This window comes from Micromonospora sp. NPDC050784 (assembly GCF_044456765.1).
GTDB lineage: Bacteria > Actinomycetota > Actinomycetes > Mycobacteriales > Micromonosporaceae > Micromonospora > Micromonospora foliorum.
This window is the reverse complement of sequence record NZ_JBITGG010000026.1, coordinates 55,279-78,527: the sequence shown is the minus strand read 5'-3', so window position 1 is coordinate 78,527 and position 23,249 is coordinate 55,279. Positions and strand designations below refer to the sequence as shown.

The window sequence follows — 23,249 nt, the reverse complement described above, 5'->3', positions numbered from 1 at the left end:
GCCACCGTGCGTAGTCCTGGTAGAACGGTCGACATCGGCGGCCGGCTGGCCCTCTCCGGGCACCGTCCAACCGCTACGGTCAAATGCCTTCGGCACCCCTGAAACCAGCTCACACGAAAGGGCACGACGTGCAACGTCATGGCTGCGTGATCCGACTCCGCCCCGAGCAGCGAGAGACCTACCTGCGGTTACACGCCGCGGTCTGGCCGAGCGTCGAGAAGACTCTGCGCGAGGCGAACTTCCGCAACTACACCATCTTCCTCCACGACGACCTGCTCTTCGGCTACTACGAGTACGTCGGCGACGACTACGAGGCTGACCTGCGGCTGATCGCGGCGGACCCGCAGACGCAGGAGTGGTGGAAGCTGACCGACCCCTGTCAGGAGTCGATCGCCGAGCCCGGCTCGGGGGACTGGTGGGCCCCGATGCGCGAGGTCTGGCACCTCGCCGACGAGGCGGCCGAGCAGGCAGCCGACCCGACCCGGCCGGGCGCGGACGGCTAGCTCGACGTTCGTACGCCCCAGCGGGGTGACAACTGAGCTCCCGCATTGAAGACTAGCTTCATCCGATCATGTGGATTGGTCAATATCCTACGGAGGAAGCGTGCTCACGAGAAGGAACCTGCTCGTCGCCGCCGGTGCGGCCGTGGTCGGCGCCGTACCGCTGGCCGGCTCGGCCACGGCCGCGTTGCCGCAGCTGGACATGGAGGCGCTGATCAAGGCGGCGCAGATCGACCCGCGTCGGCCGGACACCGCGCTGACCGAGGGGGCCAAGGACAGCGTCCTGCTGGTGGAGCGGGCGCTCCAGGCGAGAGGGCTGCTCTCGTCGGCGTACGTCGACGGTCACTTCGGCACCAGCACGATCGCCGCGTACGCCGCGTACCAGCGGTCCCTCGGCTACACCGGTCTCGACGCGACAGGTCTTCCCGGCCCGTCATCGCTGCGGTCGCTCGGCGAGGGGCGGTACACAGTGGCCAGGGAGATCTCGCCCGGCAGCGTGGTGACCCTGCGCGGTGTGCAGGTCAACACGCGCACCAGGTCGATGCTGTTCGAGGCCGAACGGCTGCTCGGCCGCCAGCTCGACATCACGCAGGGCTCGTACAGCAGCGGTGTGGGCGCCTCCGCCGGCACGCACGACGGCGGCGGCGCGCTCGACCTCTCGGTCAGCAATCTCTCCTCGGCGGTCCGGACGGACTTGCTGCGTCGACTGCGCACGGTGGGCTTTGCCGCGTGGCTGCGGACCCCGGCCCAGGGGGACTGGGGTTACCACATCCACGCCATCGCGCTCTCCGACACCGACCAGTCGACCGGTGCGCAGAACCAGGCCGGCGACTATTACCTCGGTCGAAACGGCCTGGCCAACCGGGGCGTCGATGATGGCCCGGCGGTCAGCCCGAAGCGGACCTGGGAGGAGTACCAGCGCACGCTCTGAGGCCCACCGGTCCACCCATCTTGATGCCGGCTGTTCGGCGTACAGAGGAGTGAAGTTGTCCATTCGTAGTAGCCGTTTCCTGCGCGGCACCGTCGCCGTGCTCACCACGGTCCTGACGACCGCGGCGGTCAGCGTCGCCAGTTCGACCGGGGCCCAGGCGGCCGTGAACACGTCGACGAGTTACCTGGTGGTCTACAACAACAACATCGAGAACTGGCTGCCGTCCTCCTGTGCGGACGGGTACAGCTGGGACCGTCTGATCACCTACCTGAAGGGCCGGCCGTTGAGCCCGGACATCTTCACGGTGCAGCAGGTGTCCAACCAGGCGCAGCTCAACACCCTGACGCAGCGCCTCTCCGACGAACTGCCCGGCACATACGCCGGACAGATCGCGATCGCGAGCCCGGGTTCGATGGGTTACACCAGCACCTGCGGCAAGTTGAAGAACCAGCAGACCAACGCGGTCGTCTACCGCTCGGACCGGTTCACGTTCGAGGACGCCACCCGGTGGCGATCCGACGCCCCCGAGGACTACGACGCCGGCACCGGCGGGTGCCAGAACCTCGAACCCACGCGCAGCAGCCAGGACCGCGTCCACAACATCGCCGTCCGGCTGCACGACAACGTCCGCAACGAGGACGTGTCGGTCGCCTCGATCCACTGGCCTACCAACACCTGGCACGGCCCGCTGTGCGCCGCCGAGAACATCAAGGAGGCCGACGAGGCGATGGACCGCCTCGGCGGCGCCCTGAAGATCGTCGCGGGTGATGCCAACGCCGAGCCCGAGGACGCGGGCTGGTGGAACGACGGCAAGGCCGACGGGTACCGCGACCCGATCGCCGAGAAGTGCGGCAGCCGTGACTGCTCCTCGGCGTACGACACCAACGGCAGTCGGCGGATCGACTTCCTGCTGGTCAAGAGCGGCAACGGCTTCAGCAACGCCGCGACCGTCACGCCGTCGATGACCGGCGGTGAGTACTCCGAGCACCGCGCCGTGACCGCCTACGTGAACTACTGACGACCCACCCGGCGGCACCGCAGGCCGAGCGGCGTGCGGTGCCGCCGGCCGGCCGAGCTGCGAGAATCGGTGGTCCGGGCTCGTCCGCTATGTCCCGAGAATGCCTCGTCTCACACCGAAGTCAAAAATCTTCGACAAAAATGTGGGCGTGCTTGTCGATTGGGACCGGTTCAGTTCGTAGCCCTGGTGAGAGCCCGGCATCGCAACGGGCCGTACACCCACTGGAGGGCACGATGACCGCCACCGCGAACACGTCCCACGCCACCACGTCGTGATCCCCGCTGTGGCGCGCTGCCTGGCCGCGTGACCTGTCGCCATCCAACCAGCCATCGAGTTACCGGAGGATCGTCATGAAGCAGTACCTGCTGTCCGTGCACTACGTCGAGGGCGCGCCGACGCCGTCCGACGAGGAGACGCAGATCATGTTCAGGGAGACCGGCCGTATCAACGACGACATGCAGGCCGCCGGCGCCTGGGTCTTCGCCGGAGGGCTCACGGCACCGGACAGCGCCACCGTCGTCCGGGTCGAGAACGGCACCGCCACCATGAGCGACGGGCCGTTCGCCGAGACCAAGGAGCACATCGCCGGTTTCTGGGTCATCAAGTGCGCGGACCTGGACGCGGCGCTGGCCTGGGCCGAGAGGTGCGCGGCGGCCTGTGGCCCGGTCGAGGTGCGCCCCTTCGACGACCTGTCCCAGGCCTGACCAGGAGCCGGTCTCCCGACATGGACCTGGCGAGCATCTACCGCGCGGAGTACGGCCGCTGCGTCGCCACCCTGGCCCGCCTCCTCGGCGACATCAACCTCGCCGAGGAGGCCGTCCAGGACGCCTTCACCACGGCGCTGCAGAAGTGGCAGACCCCGCCGCCGAACCCGGGCGCCTGGATCGTGACCACCGCTCGCAACCGGGCCGTCGACCGGCTCCGGCGGGAGTCGACCCGTGAGGCCCGGCACGCCCAGGCCCTGCTGCTGCACCGCCAGGACGAGCCACGAGAGGTGGGACCGGTGAAGGACGACCAGTTGCGACTCATCTTCACCTGTTGCCACCCGGCGCTCGCTCCGGAGGCGCGAACGGCGCTCACGCTGCGCCTGCTCGGCGGACTTGAGGTGCCGGAGATCGCCCGCGCCTACCTGGTCCAGGAGGCGACCGTCGCCCAGCGGATCGTGCGCGCCAAGAAGAAGATCCGCGATGCCGCCATCCCGTACCGGGTGCCCGCCGAACATGAGCTGCCGGACCGGCTGCCGCCGGTGCTCGCCGTGCTCTACCTGATGTTCAACGAGGGCTACACGTCCACCGCCGGCCCGTTGATCAGAACGGACCTGTGCGCCGAGGCGATCCGGCTCGCCCGCGAACTCGCCACGTTGATGCCCGACGAGCCCGAGGTCCTGGGCCTGCTCGCCCTGTTGCTGCTGACCGAGGCGCGCCGCCCGGCCCGGCTCGACCCGGACGGCGAACTGGTGCTGCTGGCCGACCAGGACCGGTCACTGTGGAACCGGCCGCTCATCGCCGAGGGCCATGACCTGGTCCGTCGTTGCCTGCGCCGCAATCGTCCCGGCCCGTACCAGATCCAGGCCGCGATCAGCGCGGTGCACACCGACGGCGCGGCCACCGACTGGCCACAGGTCCTGGCACTGTACGACCAGCTCCTCGCGCTCGCGCCAAGCCCGGTCGTGGCGCTCAACCGCGCGGTCGCCGTCGCCGAGGTGCACGGGCCGGCGGTGGCCCTCGCCGCCTTGGAGGGCGTCGACCTCCCGGGCTACCACCGGCTGCCCGCCACCCGAGCCGAACTGCTGGCCCGACTCGGACGCGACGACGAGGCCCGAGCCGCCTACGACCAGGCCGCGGCACTTGCCACAAATGAGACCGAGCGGGCCTACCTGCAGACCCGCCGCACCGAACTCACCCGTGAATGGAGAGCATCATGACCGCTACCTACACCATCGACGTCTTTTCCAGCCTCGACGGCTTCGGCACCACCAGCGGAAACTGGGGCGGCTACTGGGGCAAGCAGGGCCCCGAACTGCTTGCCCACCGCCTGGCCCTGTACGGCGCGGAGCAGCGCATGGTGTTCGGGGCCAAGACGTACCGCGTGTTCGCGCAGATGCTGGCCGCGAGCACCGAGGAGTCCGATGTCCGCGACGCCTGGGTGACCCGGATGAGGAGCCTCCCGGCGACCGTGGTGTCGAACACGTTGGAGGGCCCCCTCGACTGGCCGGACGCGACAGTCCTGCGCGGTGACGCCGTGGACGTCGTCGCCCGGCTCAAGGAGGAGTCCGATGTGCCCCTGCGATCGCACGGCAGCCTGTCGTTGAACCGGGCGCTGATGGCCGCCGGGCTGGTCGACCTCGTCCAGGTGACGGTCTTCCCGGTGATCACCGGGAAGACCGGAACCGAGCCGATCTTCGAGGGGGCGGCCGACTTCGACCTGGAACTGGTCGAGAGCCGGACCCTCGACGGCCGCACCCAGGAGCTCATCTACCGGCCGACCCTGCACGTCTGAACCGTCCACGCGCCGCTACCTCTGCCTGGGAGACGCGACCCCGTCGATGATGTCGGCGATCGCGTCGAACGGGTCGTACTGGCCCATCTCCTTGGCCAAGACCTCCGCCTGGGAGCGGTAGCCGGGGTCGTTCAGCACCGTCTGCAACGCCGCGCGCAACTCGGTGGTCCCCGGCGTGCTGGTGCGCAGATTGACTCCGGTGCCGGTCCACTCGACGCGGGCGGCCACCTCCGGCTTGTCCTCGCTGGCACCGGCGGTCACCAACGGCACTCCGTGGTAGAGGGCGGTCTGCACCCCGCCGTAGCCGCCGTTGGTGACCAGGGCGTCGGCGTGCGGGAGCAGCCGGTCGAACGGTACGAAGCTGGCCAGCCGCACGTTGTCCGGCACGTCGTGCAGGGCTTGGCGTACCACGGCTGGACCGTCCTCCCGTGCGGTGGCGGCCACCACGAGGACGTCGAGATCGGCAAGGGCGAGCACCGTGGGGATGACCAGGTCGTTCAGATCACTGTTGGCGACAGTTCCCTGGGTGACGACAACCACCGGCCGGCCGGACGACAGCTCAGGCCACCAGGCCGGCTCCTCGTAGCCGCCATCGCGTGCCGGAGGAAGTGTACCGACGAAGCGGAGGTGCGCCGGAAGGTCGCGGCGGGGGTACTCGAAGCCGGGCACGGTCAGCTGCAGGTAGTGGTCCGTACGGCGGAAGGGCGCGTCGAAGAGGTAGTCCGGTAGCGTCACGCCCAACGACTCGAGCGTTGCTTCGGCGAATGTCTGCAGAGCGGCGAAGATCTGGCGTACCTCGGCGTTCATCGCTCGGTTGCGGGCGCGTGCCTCCTCGCCCGACGTCGGCAGTATTCCGGGGCCGAACGCCGGGGTGTCGTCGCTCTGGATTAACAGGGGGATCGAGCCCAGCGTCACGAGCGTCGGGCGTTCCTCCGCCGCCGAGCAGAGGCTGAGCACCGGTATCGACCAGAACCCGAGCTCACCCAGCACCACATCCGCGGGGAAGTCGGCCAGCAGCGCCCGCAGACCCTGCAGCTGCGCGGGCAGGTGGCCCAGGAAGAAGTTCTCGAAGTCGAACGACAGCTGCGCCGGCCCTGGCGGCAGTGTGGCCCGTACCGGAAAGAGGATGTCCAACCTCCGGTCGTCGAGGTCGGCTTCGGGAGGTAGCGCCTGGAACCGCGCTCCGATCGCCAGAGCGCGCTCCTCGAACCGGGATCCGGTGTACACGACCACCTCGTGACCACGTCTGACCAGGTCCGCCGCGACCGTGAGGACGGGGCTCACGTGCCCCTGAAAGGGGGTCGCTCCAACTATTACCTTGGCCATGCAGGTCTCCTCCTGTCGACGCGGTCACCCGACCGGAACCACCGCCCGGCCCGTCGGCACCCTCGTGAGTCAGCTGTCCGGGTTCGGGTGCCGCGGTGCTTGTCCGTCCGCGATCTGGATGATCGTCTTGCCCGGCGCACGGTGGTGACGGGCGAATGCCGAGGCCGTTTCGGACAGCGGCCGGACGGCGCCGACGATGGGTTTGAGCCGTCCGGACCGGAGGCGCTGGGCGAGGTCGATCAACCGGGCGCGGTCCGGCTCGACGACGAAGAAGATGGCTCGCCCGTCCTTTGGCTGCACGGTCGGCGGCGCGGCGATGGTGACGACCGTGCCGCCCGGGCGTACCAGGTCGGTCGATCGCTGGAGGATCTCGCCGCCGATGACGTCGAGCACCACGTCGACCTCGCCGACCTGGTGCAGATCGTCGGCGGCCAGGTCGACGAAGGTCTGCGCGCCGAGGGTGAGCGCGAGTTCACGGTCGTCGGCGCGGCCGGTGCCGATCACGTTGGCGCCCACCTCCCGCGCGAGTTGGACGGCGATCGAGCCGACGCCGCCCGCGGCACCGTGGATGAGGACGGTCTGGCCCGTCGCGAGGTGGGCATGGTCGAACAGTGCCTGCCATGCGGTCAGTCCCGAGATGGGCAGCGCCGCGGCCACCGAGTGGTCGATGTCGGCCGCGAGCGGGGCGAGGTTGCGGGCCTCCACCGCGGTGTATTCGGCCAGGGAACCGTCACGCGCCCAGTCGGTCAGTCCGAACACCCGCTGGCCCACGGTGAGGCCGGTGGTCCCGTAGCCGAGTTCGACCACGACTCCGGACAGCTCGTGCCCGGGGATGCTGGGTGTCCGGTCGCGGCCGGCGCGATCGGACCACGTCCCCGGCCAGTCGAGTTCCCCCGGGGTGAAACCCGCGGCGTGGACGCGCACGATGACGTCGTTCTCCGCGGCATGGGGGTACGGCACGTCGGTCAGGGTGAGCCCGCCGACACCCGCCGCACGGTCGCGTACGGTGATCGCTCGCATGGGCGTCCGATCAACTCGGCCAGGGCGAACCGACGATCCGTTCGACCGTCGTCACGCGCTGGAAACCGGGGATGAAGTGTTCGAGGATGTCGGAGTTCACGGTGCCGTTGGTGGTCTCGGGGCGGTTCTTCAGCCCGTCGACGTGGGCTCGCAGGAACTCGTTCTTGAAGTCCCCTCGTGGATGGGCGGCGAGGATGTCGCCCAGCTGATCATGTTCCAGCCCGTCCAGACCGAGGCCGAGCACGTCGGTCAGGACGCCAAGGTACGTGGTCGCGATCTCCGGGCCCATCCGGTCGGGAATGCCGGGCGAGGTGTGCAGCGCGATCGCCGTCCACACGGTCTCGGCGGCGGCAGAGGAGAAACCCCGGCCCAGCAGGAACGCGCGCGCGTGGTCGGCGCCGTCGATCTCGAAGCGCTGCTCGACGTCGGAGAACGGGGTCAGGAGGCCGGTGTCGTGGAACATGGCCGCCAGATAGAGCAGTTCCGGATCCGGTTTCACGCCGAGCCGGTGAGCGTGAATCAGACCGAAGAGGAAAACCCGGCGGGAGTGGTGGTAGATGACCGGTCTGGTCGTTTCCTGGATATGCCTGGTTGCTTCGGCTACCGCCGCCGTCTCAGGAATCTCCAGCCCCCCGATGACCTCTGACATGTCCTCCGACCTTTCCGGCAGTGTGCTGACGTGCTGACGTCCTCCATGCTGCCTAGCGATCGTCGTACGCCGCCGCCCTCGTCCGGCCAGGAATCCCTCATATCCGGACACGGTTCACGGCCGGTAATGGCGTGCTACCAATGAGCGGTGCTGAACACCGGTCCGCATCGCGTCGCGATCTTCGTCTACGACGGGGTGACGTTGTTGGATGTCGCCGGTCCGGCGGAGGTGTTCAAGGAGGCGAACCGCTTCGGCGCCGACTACCGGATCGTGCTGCTGTCGCCGACCGGTGCGGATGTCACGTCGAGTCTCGGGGTTCGGCTGGCGGTTGACGGCGCCGTCTCCGCCGAGCCCGCCTTCGACACGCTACTGGTGGCCGGGTCCGACCACTATCCGCGCGCCCAGGTGCCCGCCGACCTGGCGGACGCCGTACGCGTACCGGCGGCGGTGGCGGGAAGGGTCGCTTCGATCTGCACCGGAGCGTTCGTCCTCGCCGCCGCCGGTGTCCTCGACGGCAAGCGTGCGACGACGCACTGGCAGGTCGCGCACGAGCTCGCCACCCGGTATCCAGCGTGCCGCGTCGAGCCGGACGCCATCTACGTCCGCGACGGCACCACGTACACCTCGGCGGGGGTGACGGCCGGTATCGACCTGGCGCTCGCGCTCGTCGAAGAGAACCACGGGCCCGACCTGGCGCGTGACGTCGCACGCGCCCTGGTGGTGTACATGCAGCGTGCGGGCGGCCAGTCCCAGTTCTCCGCGCCGCTGCAGGGACCGCCGCCCCGGTCTGCGGAGCTGCGGAGAATCACCGACGTGGTGACGGCGAACCCCCGTGGGGACCACTCGCTCACCGCGCTCGCCAAGCACCTCAACGTGAGCACCCGGCAGCTCACCCGGCTCTTCCACGACGAGTTGTCCACCACGCCGGCCCGCTACGTGGAGAACATCCGCTTCGACCTGGCGAGGGCGCTGCTCGACCAGGGCCACACCGCGACGCAGGCCGCGACCCTCGCCGGGTTCCCGAGCTACGAGAGCATGCGACGGGTCTTCGCCAGGAAGCTGTCGATCAGCCCGGCCGCCTACCAACGCCGGTTCGGTACGGCTCGCCGCGCCGAGCCGGGTTAGTGCTTCGCTTGGCCATCCGCCGCAGGCGGGCGGACAGCCAAGCGGACCGGTCGGCTCCGATCACCACTGGTGGGCGACGTCGAGCACCACCCGGCTGTGGGTGCCGGGGCCGGCGAGCACGAGCACCCGGAACGGCAACCGCGCGCGTACGCCGACCGCGAAGGTGCTGTAGCCCTCGAAGCTGCCGCCGAAGACCACGTCGCGCAGCGTCGGGTAGCGCAGCAGGTTCGCCACGTGCTCGCCGACCGCGTAGGGCACGGTGCCCAGGTGGTCGTCGTCGTACGCCGGGGCCCGCAGCGAGATCCGCAGCAGTGCGCCCCCGGCGGTGTACGGCGACAGCGCCAGCCCTTCGCCCTCGGTCCACGTCTCGCCGTAGCCGATCGCGTACCCGTCGACCGGGCCGGCGAACTCGAACACCACCCGGTCGTAGCAGTCGTGCCGGCCGGTGCGGACGTCGACCAGTGGGGCGTCGCTCAGCGTGCCGGCGGCCTTCTCCGCGCTGCCCCAGGTGATCCCGCAGTACGCCGACGCGGTCGTGGTGCCGGCTGCGGTGCTGCTGCCGGCGCTGGCGACCAGCCCGGCGAGGACGACCGCCAACGCGGTCAGTGCGCCCCTGATCCTCATGGTGGTTTCTCCGTTCGGTATCGGGGTCACGTCGCGGCGGCGCTGCCGGTGACCCTCTGCCGTCACCGTCGTCCTGCCCTGGCACAGCCACTTCGCCGCGGCGTAACCGCTGCGTAACAGCCTCCACATCGTCGGTATGACGCTTCCGCTATGCCGAACACCGATCGCCGTCACATTAATATCTATGCGTATCGATGACCCGGTGGCCGATGGTCGCCGGACGACCGCAGGGGAGTACCGGATGTTCCGAGGACAACTGAGACGCGCGGCGCTGGCCATGCTGGTGGCGATCCTGGCCGCGGCGGGGGTGCAGCTCACCACCGGTGCGCCGGCGGCCGCCGTACGGACCGTCTACTACGACGCGAGCCGGACCGGCGAGTTCCGTACCAACTTCGACCAGGCGGCACAGATCTGGAACAGCCGGGTCAGCAACGTCCGGCTGCTGGCCGGCACCCCGGCCAGCATCACCATCTACGTCGACGACGGCTGGCCCCGCGCGCAACCGACCGGCCTCGGCTCGGGCCGCATCTGGATGGGCCGCACGGCCGTCAACCAGGGCTACGACCGCACCCGCATCGCCACCCACGAAGTCGGCCACATCCTGGGCCTGCCGGACCGGCGCACCGGCCTCTGCTCCGACCTGATGTCCGGCAGCAGCGCCCCGGTCTCCTGCCGCAACGCGAACCCCAGCGCGGCCGAGGCGAGCCGGGTGAACTCGCTGTTCGCCGGCACTCTGGCCGCGCCGTCCAACACGACATACACCTGGACCGGCGCCTCGGACGTCGAGCCGATGGTGGTCGGCGGCCGGCCGGCCTCGGAGAACTACCCGTTCATGGTCTACGTCTCCGGCTGCACCGGCACGCTGATCAAGGGCAACTGGGCGGTCACCGCCAAGCACTGCTCGACGCCGTCCTCGGTGCGGGTGGGCAGCGTCAACCGCTCCAGCGGCGGGACCGTGGTGCGGGTGACCCGTGCGGTCAACCACCCGAGCGTCGACGTCAAGCTGCTGCAACTGGCCAGCTCGGTCACGTACGCGCCGGCCCCGATCCCGAGCACCTCCGGCGCGGTCGGCACCGCCACCCGGATCATCGGCTGGGGTCAGACCTGCGCCCCGCGGGGCTGCGGGTCGGCTCCGGCGGTGGCCAACGAACTGGACACGTCCATCGTGGCCGACACTCGGTGCTCCGGCATCAACGGCCCGTACGAGATCTGCACCAACAACACCAACGGCAACTCCGGCGCCTGCTACGGCGACTCGGGCGGGCCGCAGGTGCGCCGGGTCAACGGAGTGTGGAACCTGATCGGCGCCACGAGTCGGGCCGGCAACAACAACTCCACCTGCGCCACCGGCCCGTCGATCTACGTCGACCTGCCGTCGATCCGATCGTGGATCTCCACTCAGGTGGGTGGCCTGCCCGTCTGACCATCAGGGACGTCGCGGGCGGGGGCGAGTGCCAGGCGTGCCCCCGCCCCGGTGTGCCGGGGGCACCCACCCGGTCCCACGATGCGGTACGGTGCGTGGCATATCGGCACATCGGAGGTGGCGTCATGCCTACCGTCGTCGTCCTCGCGCTGACCCTCGCCCTCGCGCCCGCGCCCGCGCCATCCCCGTCGGCCACCGCGGACCCGCTCGGTGACATCATCGGTGGCGTCGGCCAGATCGTCGACGACCTGCTCGGCGGCGGCACGCCCAGTGCCGCACCGACGCCGAGCGTCGCCCCCACCGGGGCGTCCACGCCGAGTCGGCCACCGGTCGCCAATCAGCCCAGCCCGGCCGACCCCATCGCGATCCCCGTGCCCGCCGGTTCGGCGGGCGGTGTCCCCGCACCCGCCGTCCCCGATCGCCACACCGCTGGCACCGGCAGCCGCGAGGCCGCCGTGCCCGGGCGCGACGGCGACACCCCCACGCCGACCCTCCCGCCGGCGCTGGCCAACCCCACCCGGCATGCCTGGCCACCCGTGTCGTACCTGCTGGTCGTGGCGCTCCTCGCGGTGCTGGCGCTGCTGCTCGTGCGTCGCCGGGCCCCGGTCCCCGCCGCCGCACCGGACCCCGGCCCGGTACCGGAATCCGGCCCGGCACCGGATCTCGGCCCGGTGCCGGACAACGTCAGCCGGTTGCCGACCAGCCTCAACGCCATCTACGAGATGGGCCGGCAGGACGAGCGACTCGAACAGGAACGCCGCCGACGAACCTGAGCGACCCCGGCCTCACGACGCCGAGTAGGCACCCTCGCGCCGGGGGATCTCGTCGTCGTACGCCCCGACCGGGCCGCTGTAGCGGTCCTTGCCCTTCGGGTACGGCCAGGCGTTCGCGGTGCAGCCGTGCAGGCCCAGCGTCTGCTGCTGCATCACCGGCGCCGGTCGGCCCCGCCCGGGGCACCGCTCGTGGCCGTACCCGAGCTTGTGCCCCACCTCGTGGTTGACCATGTACTGCCGGTAGGTCTCCACGGTCGCGCCGTATCCCGGCACCCCCTTGACCCAGCGCGCCACGTTGAGCACCACCCGGCCGCCGTTACGGCACGAGGTGTAGGCGTCCGGCACGTCCTGGCAGAGGGTGTCGCGGGTGCCGGGGGTCGCCAGGTAGATGGTGAAGTCGCTCGGCTCGCCGGCACCGACCCGGCGCAGCCGCCACGCCCCGCCCGCCGTCCACCCGCGTGGGTCGTTCAACGTGGTGGTGATCGCCGTCGCGGCGTCCGCCGCCGGCAGGCCCCGGATGTCGCGCTCCACGACGACCCGGTAGCGCAGCAACCGGCCGGTCGTCGCGCGTCCGGGCGTGGTCTCGCCGGGCGCCACCGACCAGCGGTTCCCGCCGGTGGCGGGGTAGCTCACCGGGACGACGGGCGCGGAACCGGGTCGGACCTCGGTGGTCACGGTCGGCCGACCAGTGGGTGTCGTCGACAGGCTGGGCAGCGGTCCGGCGGCGACCGGGTCGGTGGCGGGCTGCCCGGCCGCGGGCAGGCCGCATCCGGTGAGCAGGGCCACCACCAGCAGCGACGCCATCGGGGCGGGACCCCAGCGGCGGGTAACCTTCGTCGACATGTCTCTCCCCTCGCGCGTCGCTCGGCGGCGGCGCGGAGGAGAAGACGGGTGAGCGTGGCGAAAAGTTGATGTGACTCAGGCTCAACCTTTTGCCGGCCTCGCCCGTCTCTGGCTCTGTGGCACGGGGAGGGTTCGCGGTGGCGCGGGGGGACGCGGATTTCGTCGAGTTCGCGCGGGCGGCGTCCGCGCGACTGGTGCACGCCGCGTTCCTGATGACCGGCGACCACCACCAGGCCGAGGACGCCGCGCAGACCGCCCTGGTCCGCACCTACGCGTCGTGGTCGCGGATCCACGACGACGACGCCTACGGGTACGCCCGCCGCACGCTGGTCAACCACCTGGTCGACGGGTGGCGACGGCCGATGCGGGAGTACCCGACCGACGAGGTGCCGGAACAACGGCGTGGCGACGTGGCCGACGACGTGGCCACCCGGCGCTGGTTGGTCACCATCCTCGGTGCGCTCAGCCCCCGGGAGCGCGCCATCGTCGTCCTGCGCTACTACTTCGACCTGCCGGAGGCGCAGGTGGCCCGCGAACTCTCCGTATCCGTCGGCACGGTCAAGAGCACCAGTTCCCGAGCGCTGGAGAAGTTGCGCAGCGCCGCGCCCCGAACGGCTGATGAGGAGGCGCGCAGATGAGCGAGCTGGAACGGCTCCGCCACGCGATGCGGGCGACCGAGCGCCCCGACCCCGTGCTCGACCTGGACACCGTGATGCGCGAGGGACGCCGGCTGCGTACCCGTCGGCGCGTCGCCGGAGCCGCGGCGGCGACGCTCGCGACCAGCCTGGCCGCCGTGGTCGCCGTGGTGGTGGTCGGCGCGTCCGGGCCGGGCGACCCGGCGCCGACCGAGCACCCAGCGCCGGTCGCCGTCGCTCCACCGTCGGTGAGTGCGTCGCCGTGGGCGGAGGAGTCGCTGGACTCCACGCCACCGCCGACGGTGGGCCGCGACGAGCCGCCACCGAAGCCCCTCGGCCAGATCGTGGACAGCGGGGTGCGGCACGGCGCCGAGCGTCGGGTCTACTACTTCGTCCGGGTGTCCGTGCCCGGCGTGCCCAAGGTGTCCATCGGACTGGCCGCCGGTCGCCAGGCTTCGGACGGCTCGTTGAGCACGGACATCCTGGTCAACGACGTCGAAGGCAGCGACCGCCGCGCCGGGTTCCACCAGATCGGCTACGACGAGCGCTCGGCTGCGGCGCCGGTGCCCACCTTCGGCTACTTCGTCGGCCCCGCCAAGCGGATCATCGGCACGGTCGGCGGTCGACAGGTCGATGCCCGAGTGGTGCGATGGAGTGTCGACAAGCAGGTGGCGGTCTTCTGGTTCGACCCGGCGAAGCTCACGCCGGGGGAGCGGCTGGACGGCATCATCGCCCGCGACGCCAGCGGCGGCCGACTCTGACGCCTGCCGGCGCTCAGGTCAGTCGACGCTCGATGGTCACCGTCGTCCCCTCGGCGGTGGAGACCAGCCGCACGTCGCCGTAGGCGTTCATCAGCAGCGCGCCGCGTCCCCGGTCCATCGCCGGCCGGCGGTTCCGCCAGGTGCCGAAGTCGCGCACCGAGATCCGGATCAGGTCGCCACCCACCTGGACCCGCACCCGCACCTCCGGACGGCTGGGCCGCTGCGCGTGCTCGACGGCGTTGTTGACGGCCTCGGAGGCGGCGAGTAGGAGATCTTCCAGCACGTCCGGGTCGACGTCCCGCTCGCCCAGCGCGCCCCGGACGTCCCGACGCATCGCCGCGGCGGAGGTGGGTGCGGACGGGTACGTCCATCCGACGTCCAGGAGGTCGCCCAGGCCGTCCGGGTCGGTTGGCGCCTCCAGGAGCACGGACGCGTCGCGGACGGGTTCGACCGCCGGGAGCGGCGGAACGGGGCTGACCGGGGCGGATCGCGCCGACGGCGCCGCGGCAGCGACCGTCGCCGCGTCGCCGCCGATGGCCGCCCCGGGGGTACGGTCGCGGGCTCGGCGGATGCTGGCCCGGATCCGGGCGATCAACTCGGCCGCGGCGAACGGTTTCACCAGGTAGTCGTCGGCGCCCAGGCTCAGGCCCTCCACGCTGGCCTCCCCGCCGGCACGGGCGGAGAGCACCAGCACCGGCAACGCCCGGGTCGCCGGGTCCGCGCGCAGTCGGCGCACCAGGTCGAAACCGTCCAACACCGGCATCATCACGTCGGTCAGGACCAGGTCCGGTGGATCGCGGTGGATCTCGTCGAGGGCCTGCCGACCGTCGGTGACGGCCCGCACCCGCCAGCCCTGCCCGACGAGCAGCCGGGTGAGGTACGCCCGCATGTCGGCGTTGTCGTCGGCGAGCAGGATCCGGGCACCAACCAGCTCGTCCGTCGTCGGCCGGGACGCCGGATCGGGCTCGGTCACCGCGTCGCCCGGTTCGGTGAGCCAGCCCATCGCCTCCTCGACGGCGGCGCGGGCCGCGTCACCCCGCACGTCCGCCGCCGGCCCGGTGACGGCGGTGCGGTACGCCGCCGACCAGGGCAGCGTCACGGTGAACCTGCTGCCCACGCCCACTTGGCTGGTCACTCGCACCTCGCCGCCCTCCAGCCGCGCCAACTCGTGCACCAGGGCCAGGCCGATGCCGGTGCCCTCGTGACTGCGCGAGCGGGCGCCCCGCACCCGGTGGAAGCGTTCGAAGAGTTTCGGCAGGTCCCGTTCCGCGATGCCGATGCCGGTGTCCGCGACGGTGAGGCGCACCTCCTCGTCGTCGGCGTCGAGGGTGACCCGGATGCGGCCGATGAACGTGTACTTCAGCGCGTTGGAGAGCAGGTTCGTGACGATGCGTTCCCAGTTGACCGGGTCGACGGCGACCGGCCGGGGCAGCGGTGGGCAGCTGACCTCGAGGGTCAGCCCGGCCCGCTCGACGGCGGCCCGGAACACCCCGGCGAGCTCGGCGGTCAGCGCGGCGAGATCGACCACCCGGGCGTCGCTGCGCGCCCGCCCGGCCTCCAGGCTGGAGAAGGTGAGCAGGCTGTTGACAAGCGTCAACAGTCGGGTGGCGTTACGCCAGCCGGTCTCCACCCGCTCCCGCTGCACCGCCGCCAGCGGCGCGGTGGCGTCGGTGAGGGCGTCGGTCAGCGGGCCGAGGATGAGGGTCAACGGGGTACGGAACTCGTGGCTGACGTTGGCGAAGAAGTCGGTCTTGACCCGGTCCAGTTCCGCCATCGCCTCGACCCGGCGCCGCTCCTCCTCGTACTCCTGGGCGTTGCGCACCGCCACGGAGATCTGCTGGGCGAGGAGCTGGTTGAAGGAGCGGTACGCCTCGTCGAGCCCTCGGCTGGGGCTGACCCCCGCGAGCAGGACGCCGAGTGGTTGGTCCTCGTCGCCCGAGGGCAGCGGCAGCGCCAGCGCGGTGTGGACCGGGTCGTCCCACGGGCCGGCGGGCAGCGGCAGCCGGTCGGCGACGTCGGTCACCTGGGTCGCCCGGCCCTCGGCGGCGTCCGCCAGCCCCCAGGCGAACGCGGGCGGGCCCGGGTTGGTCAGCTCGACGGCGTCCGGCAGGGCCCCGGCGTGCCCGTTGTCGCCGCCGGTGCAGGCGACCCGACGCAGCGCCGTGCCGTCGCGCAGGTAGATGGCGGCGAACGGTACGTCCAGGGGATGGCCGTCGATGACGTCGATCAGCCGAGCGCTGGTGGCGTCCACGTCGACGGTGCGCCCGTCGCCGAGCACGGACAGGTCGCGCAGCAGACGGAGCCGGCGTTCGCCGACCACCTGCTGGGTGACCTCGCTGCACACGGTCAGCACGCCGACGGTGCGGCCGTCGTCGTCTCGGGCCGGGGCGTGCGAGACGCTGAAGTACGCCTCCTCGCGGTAGCCGGCCCGCTCCAGCAGCAGTTGCAGCGCGGGGACCCAGCTGGCCACCCCGGTCGCCATGGCCTCCTCGATCAGCGGGGCGAGCACGTCCCAGCCCTCGGCCAGGGTCACCCGCACGTCGTCGCCGAGCGCGGCGGGGTGCTTGTCGCCGATCAGGGCGGAGTACGCGTCGTTGTAGAGCTGGGAGTAGCTCTCACCCCAGAGCAGCAGCATGGGGTACCGGGAGGAGAGCACCATGCGAACGGCGGCGCGCAGGCTCTGTGGCCATCCGTCGACCCGGCCGAGCGGGGTGCGGGCCCAGTCGAGTTCCGCCATCAACCGCCCGGTGTCGCCGCCGCCGAGAAACAGCTCATTGTCGGGTCGCGTCACGCTCGATCCGACCCCATCGCAAGCCCCCGTTCCGGGCCCGACGACCCCTGCCGCGTTACCTACCCATCCTGACACCTCTACTCACCTGTGCCGACGCCGGTACCCATCGTCGAACCGGCGGCGGTTCGGGACGAACGACCGATGCTCCAGAAATAGATATCTGTAAGTGTCTCGGGTATCTCTCCAACCCCGAGGAGCCCCCATGAGAGGCAGAACGCTGAGCGCGGGAATCGCGCTCGCCGTGTTCGCCGGGATGACGGTGACGCTGGCCGCCCAGCCGGCGACCGCGTCACCTTCGACCGCGACGACGGCGGTGACCCGGCCGATCGCCGCGGCCGCCGCCGCGTTGGCCGCACCGGACATCTCCGTCACCAACGTCCAGGCGCACCTGACCCAGTTCAACGCCATCGCCACCAGCAACGGTGGCAACCGACGGGCCGGCTCGGCCGGCTACACCGCCTCGCTCAACTACGTCAAGACCAGGCTCCAGTCGGCCGGCTACACCGTCAGCGAGCAGTACTGCTCCAGCTGCACGTACCCCTCGAACAACCTCATCGCCGAGTGGCCCGGCGGCCCGGCCGACCAGGTGGTCATGTTCGGCGCGCACCTGGACGGCGTCTCGGCCGGGCCGGGCATCAACGACAACGCCACCGGTTCGTCGACCCTGCTGGAGAACGCGCTGGTCCTGGCCGCGCAGAACCCGACCATGACCAAGCGGGTGCGGTTCGCCTGGTGGACCGACGAGGAGCAGGGGCTCAACGGCTCCCGGTTCTACGTCAACTCGCTCAGCGCCACCCAGCGCGGCTACATCAAGGGTTACTACAACTTCGACATGGTCGGCTCGATCAACGGCGGCTACTTCATCAACCGGGTCACCTCGACCACGGCGGCGCCGCTGAAGGCGTACTGGGACTCGTTGGGCCTGCAGCCGGAGGAGAACGTCGAGGGCCAGGGCCGCTCCGACGACTACTACTTCCAGCAGGCCGGCATCCCCACCTCGGGTTACGCCGCCGGCGCCAGCGCCCGCAAGACCAGCTCCCAGGCGGCCAAGTGGGGCGGCACCGCCAACTCCGCGTACGACCCCTGCTATCACCGGTCCTGTGACACCACCGCCAACGTCAGCGCCACCGTGCTGAACCGGGCGGCCGACGGTGTCGCGTACGCGCTGTGGCAGCTCGCCGTGAGCGGCGGGACCCCGAGCTGCACCGGCGGTCAGGTGGTCGGAAACGGTGGCTTCGAGAGCGGCAGCACGCCGTGGACCGCGTCCTCCGGCGTGATCACCAATGCCAGCGGCCAGCCCGCCCGGACCGGGTCGTACAAGGCCTGGCTCAACGGGTACGGCAGCACCCGCACCGAGAGTCTGTCGCAGTCGGTGACCCTGCCGGCCGGGTGCGCCACGTACACACTGTCGTTCTGGCTGCACATCGACACCGCCGAGACCACCAGCTCCACGGCGTACGACCGGCTCACCGTGCAGCTGGGATCGACCACCCTGGCGACGTACTCGAATCTCAACGCCGCGACCGGCTACGTGCAGCGCAGCCTCAACGTGGCCGGGTTCGCCGGGCAGACGGTGACGCTGCGGTTCACCGGCACCGAGGACTCGTCGTTGCAGACCACCTTCGTGATCGACGACGTGACGTTGCAGGCGAGCTGACCGCGTACCCGGAAAAGGGCCGCCACCGGTTCTCCCGGTGGCGGCCCGTCGCGTCGTGGGTCAGGGGAGCTGTGGGTAGAGCGCGGCGACGCCGCCGGCCAGCCCGGCCTGCACCTGGCGGCTGAGGTCGTCAGCGAGGATCTCGTACGCGTCGGCCTCGATGCCGTCCACGCCGATCCGGGCGACCGCCGCCGGGTCGGACTTCGGGCCGGTGATATCGGCGGCCATGTCGGTGTCCAGGTAGCCGACGTGCAGGCCGGCGACCCGGACGCCCCGCTCGGCGAGCTGGACGCGCAGGACGTTCGTCATCGCCCACTCGGCCGACTTGGCGGCGCTGTAGGCCGCGTGGGTCGGGGACCCGAACCAGGACAGCACGGAGAGCACGTTGAGGATCGTTCCGCCGCCGTTGGCGGCGATGACCGGCGCGAACGCCCGGATGGTCGACAGGGTGCCGATGTAGTGGGTCTCCAGCTCCAGCCGGACGAGGTCCAGGTCGCCGTCGAGGAGGTCGGTCCGGGTGTCGATGCCGGCGTTGTTGATCAGCAGGTTCACGCCGCCGGCCAGCTCGGCGGCGGCGGCCACCGAGGCGGGGTCGGTGATGTCGAGGCGGACCGGCGTGACCCCGGGCAGGTCGACGCTGTCGGGGTTGCGGGCGCCGGCGTAGACGGTGGCGCCCCGGGCGAGGAGTTCGGCGGCCAGGTGCCGGCCGAGGCCACGGTTGGCGCCGGTGACGAGGGCGGTGCTTCCAGCGATCTTCATGGCCGCCACGCTATCCGACCTGGCTTCTGCTGAGCAAAGTCAGCTATGTCACCGGGGCGACCGGCCGGATCGGGAATACGACCCGGACGCGGCCACAGCCGGACCGGTGACGACTCGTATCCTTTCCGCGAACCTCCGTACGAGCCGAGATGGGAGACGGTGTGAGCAACCAGGCCGAAACGTTGGAATTCCAGGCCGAGGCGCGGCAGCTCCTCCAGTTGGTGGTCCACTCGATCTATTCGAACAAGGACGTCTTCCTGCGGGAACTCATCTCGAACGCGTCCGACGCACTGGACAAGCTCCGGCTGGCCACCCTCGTCGACAAGGACCTCGTCGCCGACACCGACGACCTGCACGTCGCCCTGGAGATCGACCGGGACGCCCGCACCCTCACCGTGCGGGACAACGGCATCGGGATGACCCGCGACGAGGTCGTCCAACTGATCGGCACGATCGCCAAGTCGGGCACCGCCGAGCTGCTGCGCCAGCTGCGCGAGTCCGCCGACGCCCACGCCAAGCAGGACCTGATCGGCCAGTTCGGCGTCGGCTTCTACGCCGCGTTCATGGTCGCCGACCGGGTCACCCTGCTGACCCGCAAGGCCGGCGAGACCGGCGGCACCCGCTGGGAGTCCACCGGCGAGGGCACGTACTCGATCGAGGCGGTCGACGAGGCGCCGCAGGGCACCACGGTGACCCTGCACCTCAAGCCGGCCGACACCGAGGACAACCTGCACGACTACACCGCCGAGTGGACCGTCCGCGAGATCGTCAAGCGGTACTCCGACTTCATCGCCTGGCCGATCCGGATGAGCGTCGAGCGTCCCGGCGCCGACGGCGAGGCCGCCACCCGCGAGGTGCAGACCCTCAACTCGATGAAGGCGCTCTGGGCGCGGCCCCGCGACGAGGTGGACGCCGCCGAGTACAACGAGTTCTACAAGCACGTCAGCCACGACTGGGCCGACCCGCTCGAGGTCGTGCACATGAAGGGCGAGGGCACCTTCGAGTACGAGGCGCTGCTGTTCCTGCCCAGCCACGCCCCCCTGGACCTGTTCTCCCCGCAGGGCCGCCGTGGCGTCCAGCTCTACGTCAAGCGCGTCTTCATCATGGACGACTGCGAGGCGCTGGTCCCGACCTACCTGCGCTTCGTCAAGGGTGTGGTCGACGCGCACGACCTGTCGCTGAACATCTCCCGGGAGATCCTCCAGCAGGACCGGCAGATCCAGATCGTCCGCCGCCGCCTGGTCAAGAAGGTCCTCGCCACGGTCAAGGACCTCAAGGCCAACCACGCCGAGCGCTACCGCACCTTCTGGACCGAGTTCGGCGCGGTGGTCAAGGAAGGACTGATCGACGACACCGACAACCGGGACACCCTGCTGGGCATCCTGTCGGTGGCCTCCACCAACGACCCGACCGAGCCCACCGACCTGGCCGGCTACGTGTCGCGGATGAAGGACGGCCAGAGCGACATCTGGTACGCCACCGGCGAGTCCCGGGCCGCCATCGAGAACTCCCCGCACCTGGAGGCGTTCCGGGCCAAGGGTCACGAGGTGCTGCTCCTCACCGACCAGGTCGACGAGGTGTGGGTCGAGCGGGTCGGCGAGTACGACGGTCGACCGCTGCGCTCGATCGCCAAGGGCGAGATCGACCTGGACACCGACGAGGAGAAGCAGCAGGCCGAGGCCGAGCGCGAGCAGCAGCGACAGGAGTTCGCCGGGCTGCTGGACTGGCTGGGGACCACCCTCGCCGACAGCGTCCGCGAGGTCCGCCTGTCGTCGCGGCTGACCACCTCACCGGCCTGCGTCGTCGGCGACGCCCACGACCTCACCCCGACCCTGGAGAAGATGTACCGGGCGATGGGGCACGAGATCCCCACCACCAAGCGGATCCTCGAGATCAACCCCGGTCACCCGCTGGTGTCCGGGCTGCGCAAGGCCCACGAGCAGGGCAGCGACACCGCCGCCCTGACCGAGACCGCCGAGCTGCTCTACGGCCTGGCGGTGCTCGCCGAGGGCGGTGAACTGACCGACCCGGCCCGCTTCACCCGGACGCTCGCCGACCGGCTGGCGCGCACCCTGTAGGCGTACCCCCCGGCCGGCGGCCCGCCCGAGCAGCGGGCCCGCCGGCCGGTCCCGTCACCGGCCGGGGATCACCAGACCCGACTCGTACGCGATCATCACCGCCTGGGCACGGTCGCGCAGGTGCAGTTTGGTGAGCAGGTTGCCGACATGAGTCTTCACCGTGTGCTCGCTGAGGTGGTGGTGGGCGGCGATCTCGGCGTTGGACAGACCGGCCGCGATCAGGCGCAGCACGTCCGTCTCACGGGCGGTCAGAGCGGTCACCGCGGCGGCCCGGGCGGGGTCCGGATGGCCGCGCCGGTGCAGTTCGCCGATCACCCGGGCGGTGACGGCGGGAGCGAGCAGCGCGTCCCCGGCGGCCACCACGCGGACCGCGTTCACCAGGTCGGCTCGGGGAGCGTCCTTGAGCAGGAAGCCGCTGGCCCCGGCCCGCAGGGCCGCGTACAGGTAGTCGTCGGTGTCGAACATGGTCAGGGCGAGGACCCGGCTCGGGGTGAGCGCGCAGACCTGGCGGGTCGCGGCGACACCGTCCAGGACGGGCATCCGCATGTCCATCAGGACGACGTCGGGACGGTGTTCGCGGGCGGCCCGCACGGCGGCTGCGCCGTCGGGGGCCTCGGCGACCACCTCGATGTCCGGCTCGGCGCCGAGGATGGTGGCGAACCCCGCCCGGAACAGATCCTGGTCATCGGCCAGCACGACCCGCAGCATCAGACCACCGCCGGCGCCGACAGCGGCAGGGTAGCGGTCACCGTGAAGCCGTGACCGTCGGAGGCCGGGCCCGTGTGCAGGGTGCCGCCGCAGGCGTGGGCGCGCTCGCGCATGCCGACGATCCCGTAGCCGGGCAGGCCGGCGTCGGACGGCCGGTAGCCGCGACCGTCATCGCTGACCGACACGGTCAGCGAGTTCGCCGTCTGGTCCAGTCGGACGCGAACCGATCGTGCCCCGGCATGCCGCACCACGTTGGTCAGGGACTCCTGCACGATCCGGTAGGCGGCCACCCCGACGTCCGGGGGCGGTGCGAGCGGCGGCTCGACGGCACCTCCGATGGGCGAGACGGTGAGCACGGCATCGAGGCCGGCGGCGCGGACCCGCTCGACGAGGACGGGAAGGTGGTCCAGACCCGGCTGGTCGAGTGGTTGGTCGGCGGGTTCGTACAGGCTGCCGACCGCGCGGCGGAGCTGGACGACCGCGTCCCTGCCGGTGGCGGCGATCGTGGCGAACGTGGCATCGGCGCGATCCGGCTGGTGCCGGACCAGCAGCGGACCAGCCTCCGCCTGGACGATCATGACGCCGACCGCGTGGGTGAGGATGTCGTGCAGGTCGCGGGCGATCCGGGTGCGTTCGCGCAGCACCGCCGCCGCACGTTCACCGGCGATGCGACGATCGCGTTCGGCGAGGGCCGCGGCCTGGGTCCGGCGGGCCCGGGTGCCGGTGCCCAGCGCGTACGCGAAGAGGTAGGCGACCGACAGGTAACGCAGCACCTCCACGTCCGGACGGGGATAGAGCAGCGAGACCAGCAGGCCGGCGGCGGTGAGCGCGACGCCGAGCAGGCGAATCGGCAGGGAGGCCCGCGCCGCGAACGTGTAGAGGCAGACCAGCGGCCCGACCGGCAGCAGTGGGGGCGCGCCGAGCGAAGCGGAGACAGTCGTGGCGACACCCACGACCAGGGCGACCCGGAGCAACGCCCGGTCCCGCCACAACACCGGCACCGACGACGCGACCGCGAGCGGCAGCACCCACCACGCGCGTGGCCCATCGGCCAGGGCGGGCAGCACGGTCGCGGCGACGGCGGCCACGGTGACGGCGAGATTGACGTACCGCTTCACCTCGGCAGTAT

General features: G+C 71.0%; 22 protein-coding genes. 13 read left to right on the top strand and 9 right to left on the bottom strand.

Annotated features, from left to right (window positions below):
• Positions 1-146: 146 nt before the first annotated feature.
• The 6 genes from ACIBD9_RS28415 (at position 147) to ACIBD9_RS28390 (ending at position 4,948) form a co-directional block, all read left to right on the top strand.
• Entirely contained in the window at positions 147-503 is a 357-nt protein-coding gene (locus ACIBD9_RS28415; RefSeq protein ID WP_396722231.1) for an L-rhamnose mutarotase, read from the top strand.
• Positions 504-603: 100 nt separating this feature from the next.
• Positions 604-1,431 (top strand): peptidoglycan-binding protein, encoded by an 828-nt coding sequence (locus ACIBD9_RS28410; RefSeq protein WP_396722229.1) that lies wholly within the window; start codon positions 604-606, stop codon positions 1,429-1,431.
• Between the two features lie 55 nt (positions 1,432-1,486).
• Positions 1,487-2,449, top strand: coding sequence for a hypothetical protein (locus tag ACIBD9_RS28405; protein ID WP_396722227.1), 963 nt, complete (start codon positions 1,487-1,489; stop codon positions 2,447-2,449).
• A gap of 350 nt (positions 2,450-2,799) precedes the next feature.
• Positions 2,800-3,153, top strand: a complete 354-nt coding sequence (locus ACIBD9_RS28400) for a YciI family protein (RefSeq protein WP_396722225.1) — start codon at positions 2,800-2,802, stop codon at positions 3,151-3,153.
• A gap of 20 nt (positions 3,154-3,173) precedes the next feature.
• Positions 3,174-4,373, top strand: coding sequence for an RNA polymerase sigma factor (locus tag ACIBD9_RS28395; RefSeq protein WP_396722223.1), 1,200 nt, complete (start codon positions 3,174-3,176; stop codon positions 4,371-4,373).
• Complete coding sequence (locus tag ACIBD9_RS28390) at positions 4,370-4,948, top strand: dihydrofolate reductase family protein (protein ID WP_396722221.1); 579 nt, start codon at positions 4,370-4,372, stop codon at positions 4,946-4,948. Before ACIBD9_RS28395 ends, ACIBD9_RS28390 begins: the two co-directional genes overlap by 4 nt.
• Before the next feature lie 15 nt (positions 4,949-4,963).
• Here ACIBD9_RS28390 and ACIBD9_RS28385 read toward each other — a convergent pair whose 3' ends face one another.
• The 3 genes from ACIBD9_RS28385 to ACIBD9_RS28375 form a co-directional block, all read right to left on the bottom strand.
• A complete protein-coding gene (locus tag ACIBD9_RS28385; protein WP_396722219.1) occupies positions 4,964-6,232 on the bottom strand; it encodes a nucleotide disphospho-sugar-binding domain-containing protein in 1,269 nt (422 codons plus the stop codon).
• Positions 6,233-6,343: 111 nt separating this feature from the next.
• On the bottom strand, positions 6,344-7,294 hold the full coding sequence (locus ACIBD9_RS28380; RefSeq protein ID WP_396722217.1) for an NADP-dependent oxidoreductase: 951 nt from the start codon (positions 7,292-7,294) through the stop codon (positions 6,344-6,346).
• A gap of 10 nt (positions 7,295-7,304) precedes the next feature.
• On the bottom strand, positions 7,305-7,943 hold the full coding sequence (locus tag ACIBD9_RS28375) for an HD domain-containing protein (protein WP_396722216.1): 639 nt from the start codon (positions 7,941-7,943) through the stop codon (positions 7,305-7,307).
• Between the two features lie 147 nt (positions 7,944-8,090).
• On the opposite strand from ACIBD9_RS28375, the gene ACIBD9_RS28370 reads away from it, so the two are divergent.
• Positions 8,091-9,068, top strand: coding sequence for a GlxA family transcriptional regulator (locus ACIBD9_RS28370; protein ID WP_396722214.1), 978 nt, complete (start codon positions 8,091-8,093; stop codon positions 9,066-9,068).
• Between the two features lie 60 nt (positions 9,069-9,128).
• Here the strand turns inward: ACIBD9_RS28370 and ACIBD9_RS28365 are convergent, their stop codons facing one another.
• Positions 9,129-9,692: a hypothetical protein gene (locus ACIBD9_RS28365; RefSeq protein ID WP_396722213.1), complete on the bottom strand. Its 564-nt coding sequence runs from the start codon at positions 9,690-9,692 to the stop codon at positions 9,129-9,131.
• 241 nt (positions 9,693-9,933) lie between these two features.
• Between ACIBD9_RS28365 and ACIBD9_RS28360 the strand changes: the two genes are divergently transcribed.
• Both ACIBD9_RS28360 and ACIBD9_RS28355 read left to right on the top strand, forming a co-directional pair.
• Positions 9,934-11,115, top strand: a complete 1,182-nt coding sequence (locus ACIBD9_RS28360; protein ID WP_396722259.1) for a snapalysin family zinc-dependent metalloprotease — start codon at positions 9,934-9,936, stop codon at positions 11,113-11,115.
• 125 nt (positions 11,116-11,240) lie between these two features.
• The gene (locus tag ACIBD9_RS28355) at positions 11,241-11,888 is read left to right on the top strand and encodes a hypothetical protein (RefSeq protein ID WP_396722212.1); all 648 of its coding nucleotides are present in this window, start codon (positions 11,241-11,243) and stop codon (positions 11,886-11,888) included.
• A gap of 12 nt (positions 11,889-11,900) precedes the next feature.
• Here ACIBD9_RS28355 and ACIBD9_RS28350 read toward each other — a convergent pair whose 3' ends face one another.
• Positions 11,901-12,731: a DUF3152 domain-containing protein gene (locus tag ACIBD9_RS28350; protein WP_396722210.1), complete on the bottom strand. Its 831-nt coding sequence runs from the start codon at positions 12,729-12,731 to the stop codon at positions 11,901-11,903.
• 137 nt (positions 12,732-12,868) lie between these two features.
• On the opposite strand from ACIBD9_RS28350, the gene ACIBD9_RS28345 reads away from it, so the two are divergent.
• Positions 12,869-13,369 (top strand): SigE family RNA polymerase sigma factor, encoded by a 501-nt coding sequence (locus ACIBD9_RS28345; RefSeq protein ID WP_396722209.1) that lies wholly within the window; start codon positions 12,869-12,871, stop codon positions 13,367-13,369.
• Entirely contained in the window at positions 13,366-14,127 is a 762-nt protein-coding gene (locus tag ACIBD9_RS28340) for a hypothetical protein (RefSeq protein WP_396722208.1), read from the top strand. Before ACIBD9_RS28345 ends, ACIBD9_RS28340 begins: the two co-directional genes overlap by 4 nt.
• Before the next feature lie 13 nt (positions 14,128-14,140).
• On the opposite strand, the gene ACIBD9_RS28335 is transcribed toward ACIBD9_RS28340, so the two are convergent.
• A complete protein-coding gene (locus ACIBD9_RS28335) occupies positions 14,141-16,918 on the bottom strand; it encodes an ATP-binding protein (protein WP_396722206.1) in 2,778 nt (925 codons plus the stop codon).
• A gap of 202 nt (positions 16,919-17,120) precedes the next feature.
• Here ACIBD9_RS28335 and ACIBD9_RS28330 point away from each other — a divergent pair, with 202 nt between their 5' ends.
• The gene (locus ACIBD9_RS28330) at positions 17,121-18,575 is read left to right on the top strand and encodes a M28 family peptidase (RefSeq protein ID WP_396722204.1); all 1,455 of its coding nucleotides are present in this window, start codon (positions 17,121-17,123) and stop codon (positions 18,573-18,575) included.
• Between the two features lie 60 nt (positions 18,576-18,635).
• On the opposite strand, the gene ACIBD9_RS28325 is transcribed toward ACIBD9_RS28330, so the two are convergent.
• Entirely contained in the window at positions 18,636-19,334 is a 699-nt protein-coding gene (locus ACIBD9_RS28325; RefSeq protein ID WP_396722202.1) for an SDR family oxidoreductase, read from the bottom strand.
• Between the two features lie 149 nt (positions 19,335-19,483).
• On the opposite strand from ACIBD9_RS28325, the gene htpG reads away from it, so the two are divergent.
• Positions 19,484-21,412 (top strand): molecular chaperone HtpG, encoded by a 1,929-nt coding sequence (htpG, locus tag ACIBD9_RS28320; protein WP_396722200.1) that lies wholly within the window; start codon positions 19,484-19,486, stop codon positions 21,410-21,412.
• Between the two features lie 54 nt (positions 21,413-21,466).
• On the opposite strand, the gene ACIBD9_RS28315 is transcribed toward htpG, so the two are convergent.
• Both ACIBD9_RS28315 and ACIBD9_RS28310 read right to left on the bottom strand, forming a co-directional pair.
• Positions 21,467-22,120 carry a response regulator transcription factor gene (locus ACIBD9_RS28315; RefSeq protein WP_238669590.1) on the bottom strand — a complete coding sequence of 218 codons (654 nt, stop codon included), beginning with the start codon at positions 22,118-22,120 and terminating at the stop codon, positions 21,467-21,469.
• Positions 22,120-23,238: a sensor histidine kinase gene (locus tag ACIBD9_RS28310; protein WP_396722198.1), complete on the bottom strand. Its 1,119-nt coding sequence runs from the start codon at positions 23,236-23,238 to the stop codon at positions 22,120-22,122. The genes ACIBD9_RS28315 and ACIBD9_RS28310 overlap by 1 nt, the downstream gene beginning before the upstream one ends.
• Positions 23,239-23,249: the final 11 nt, after the last annotated feature.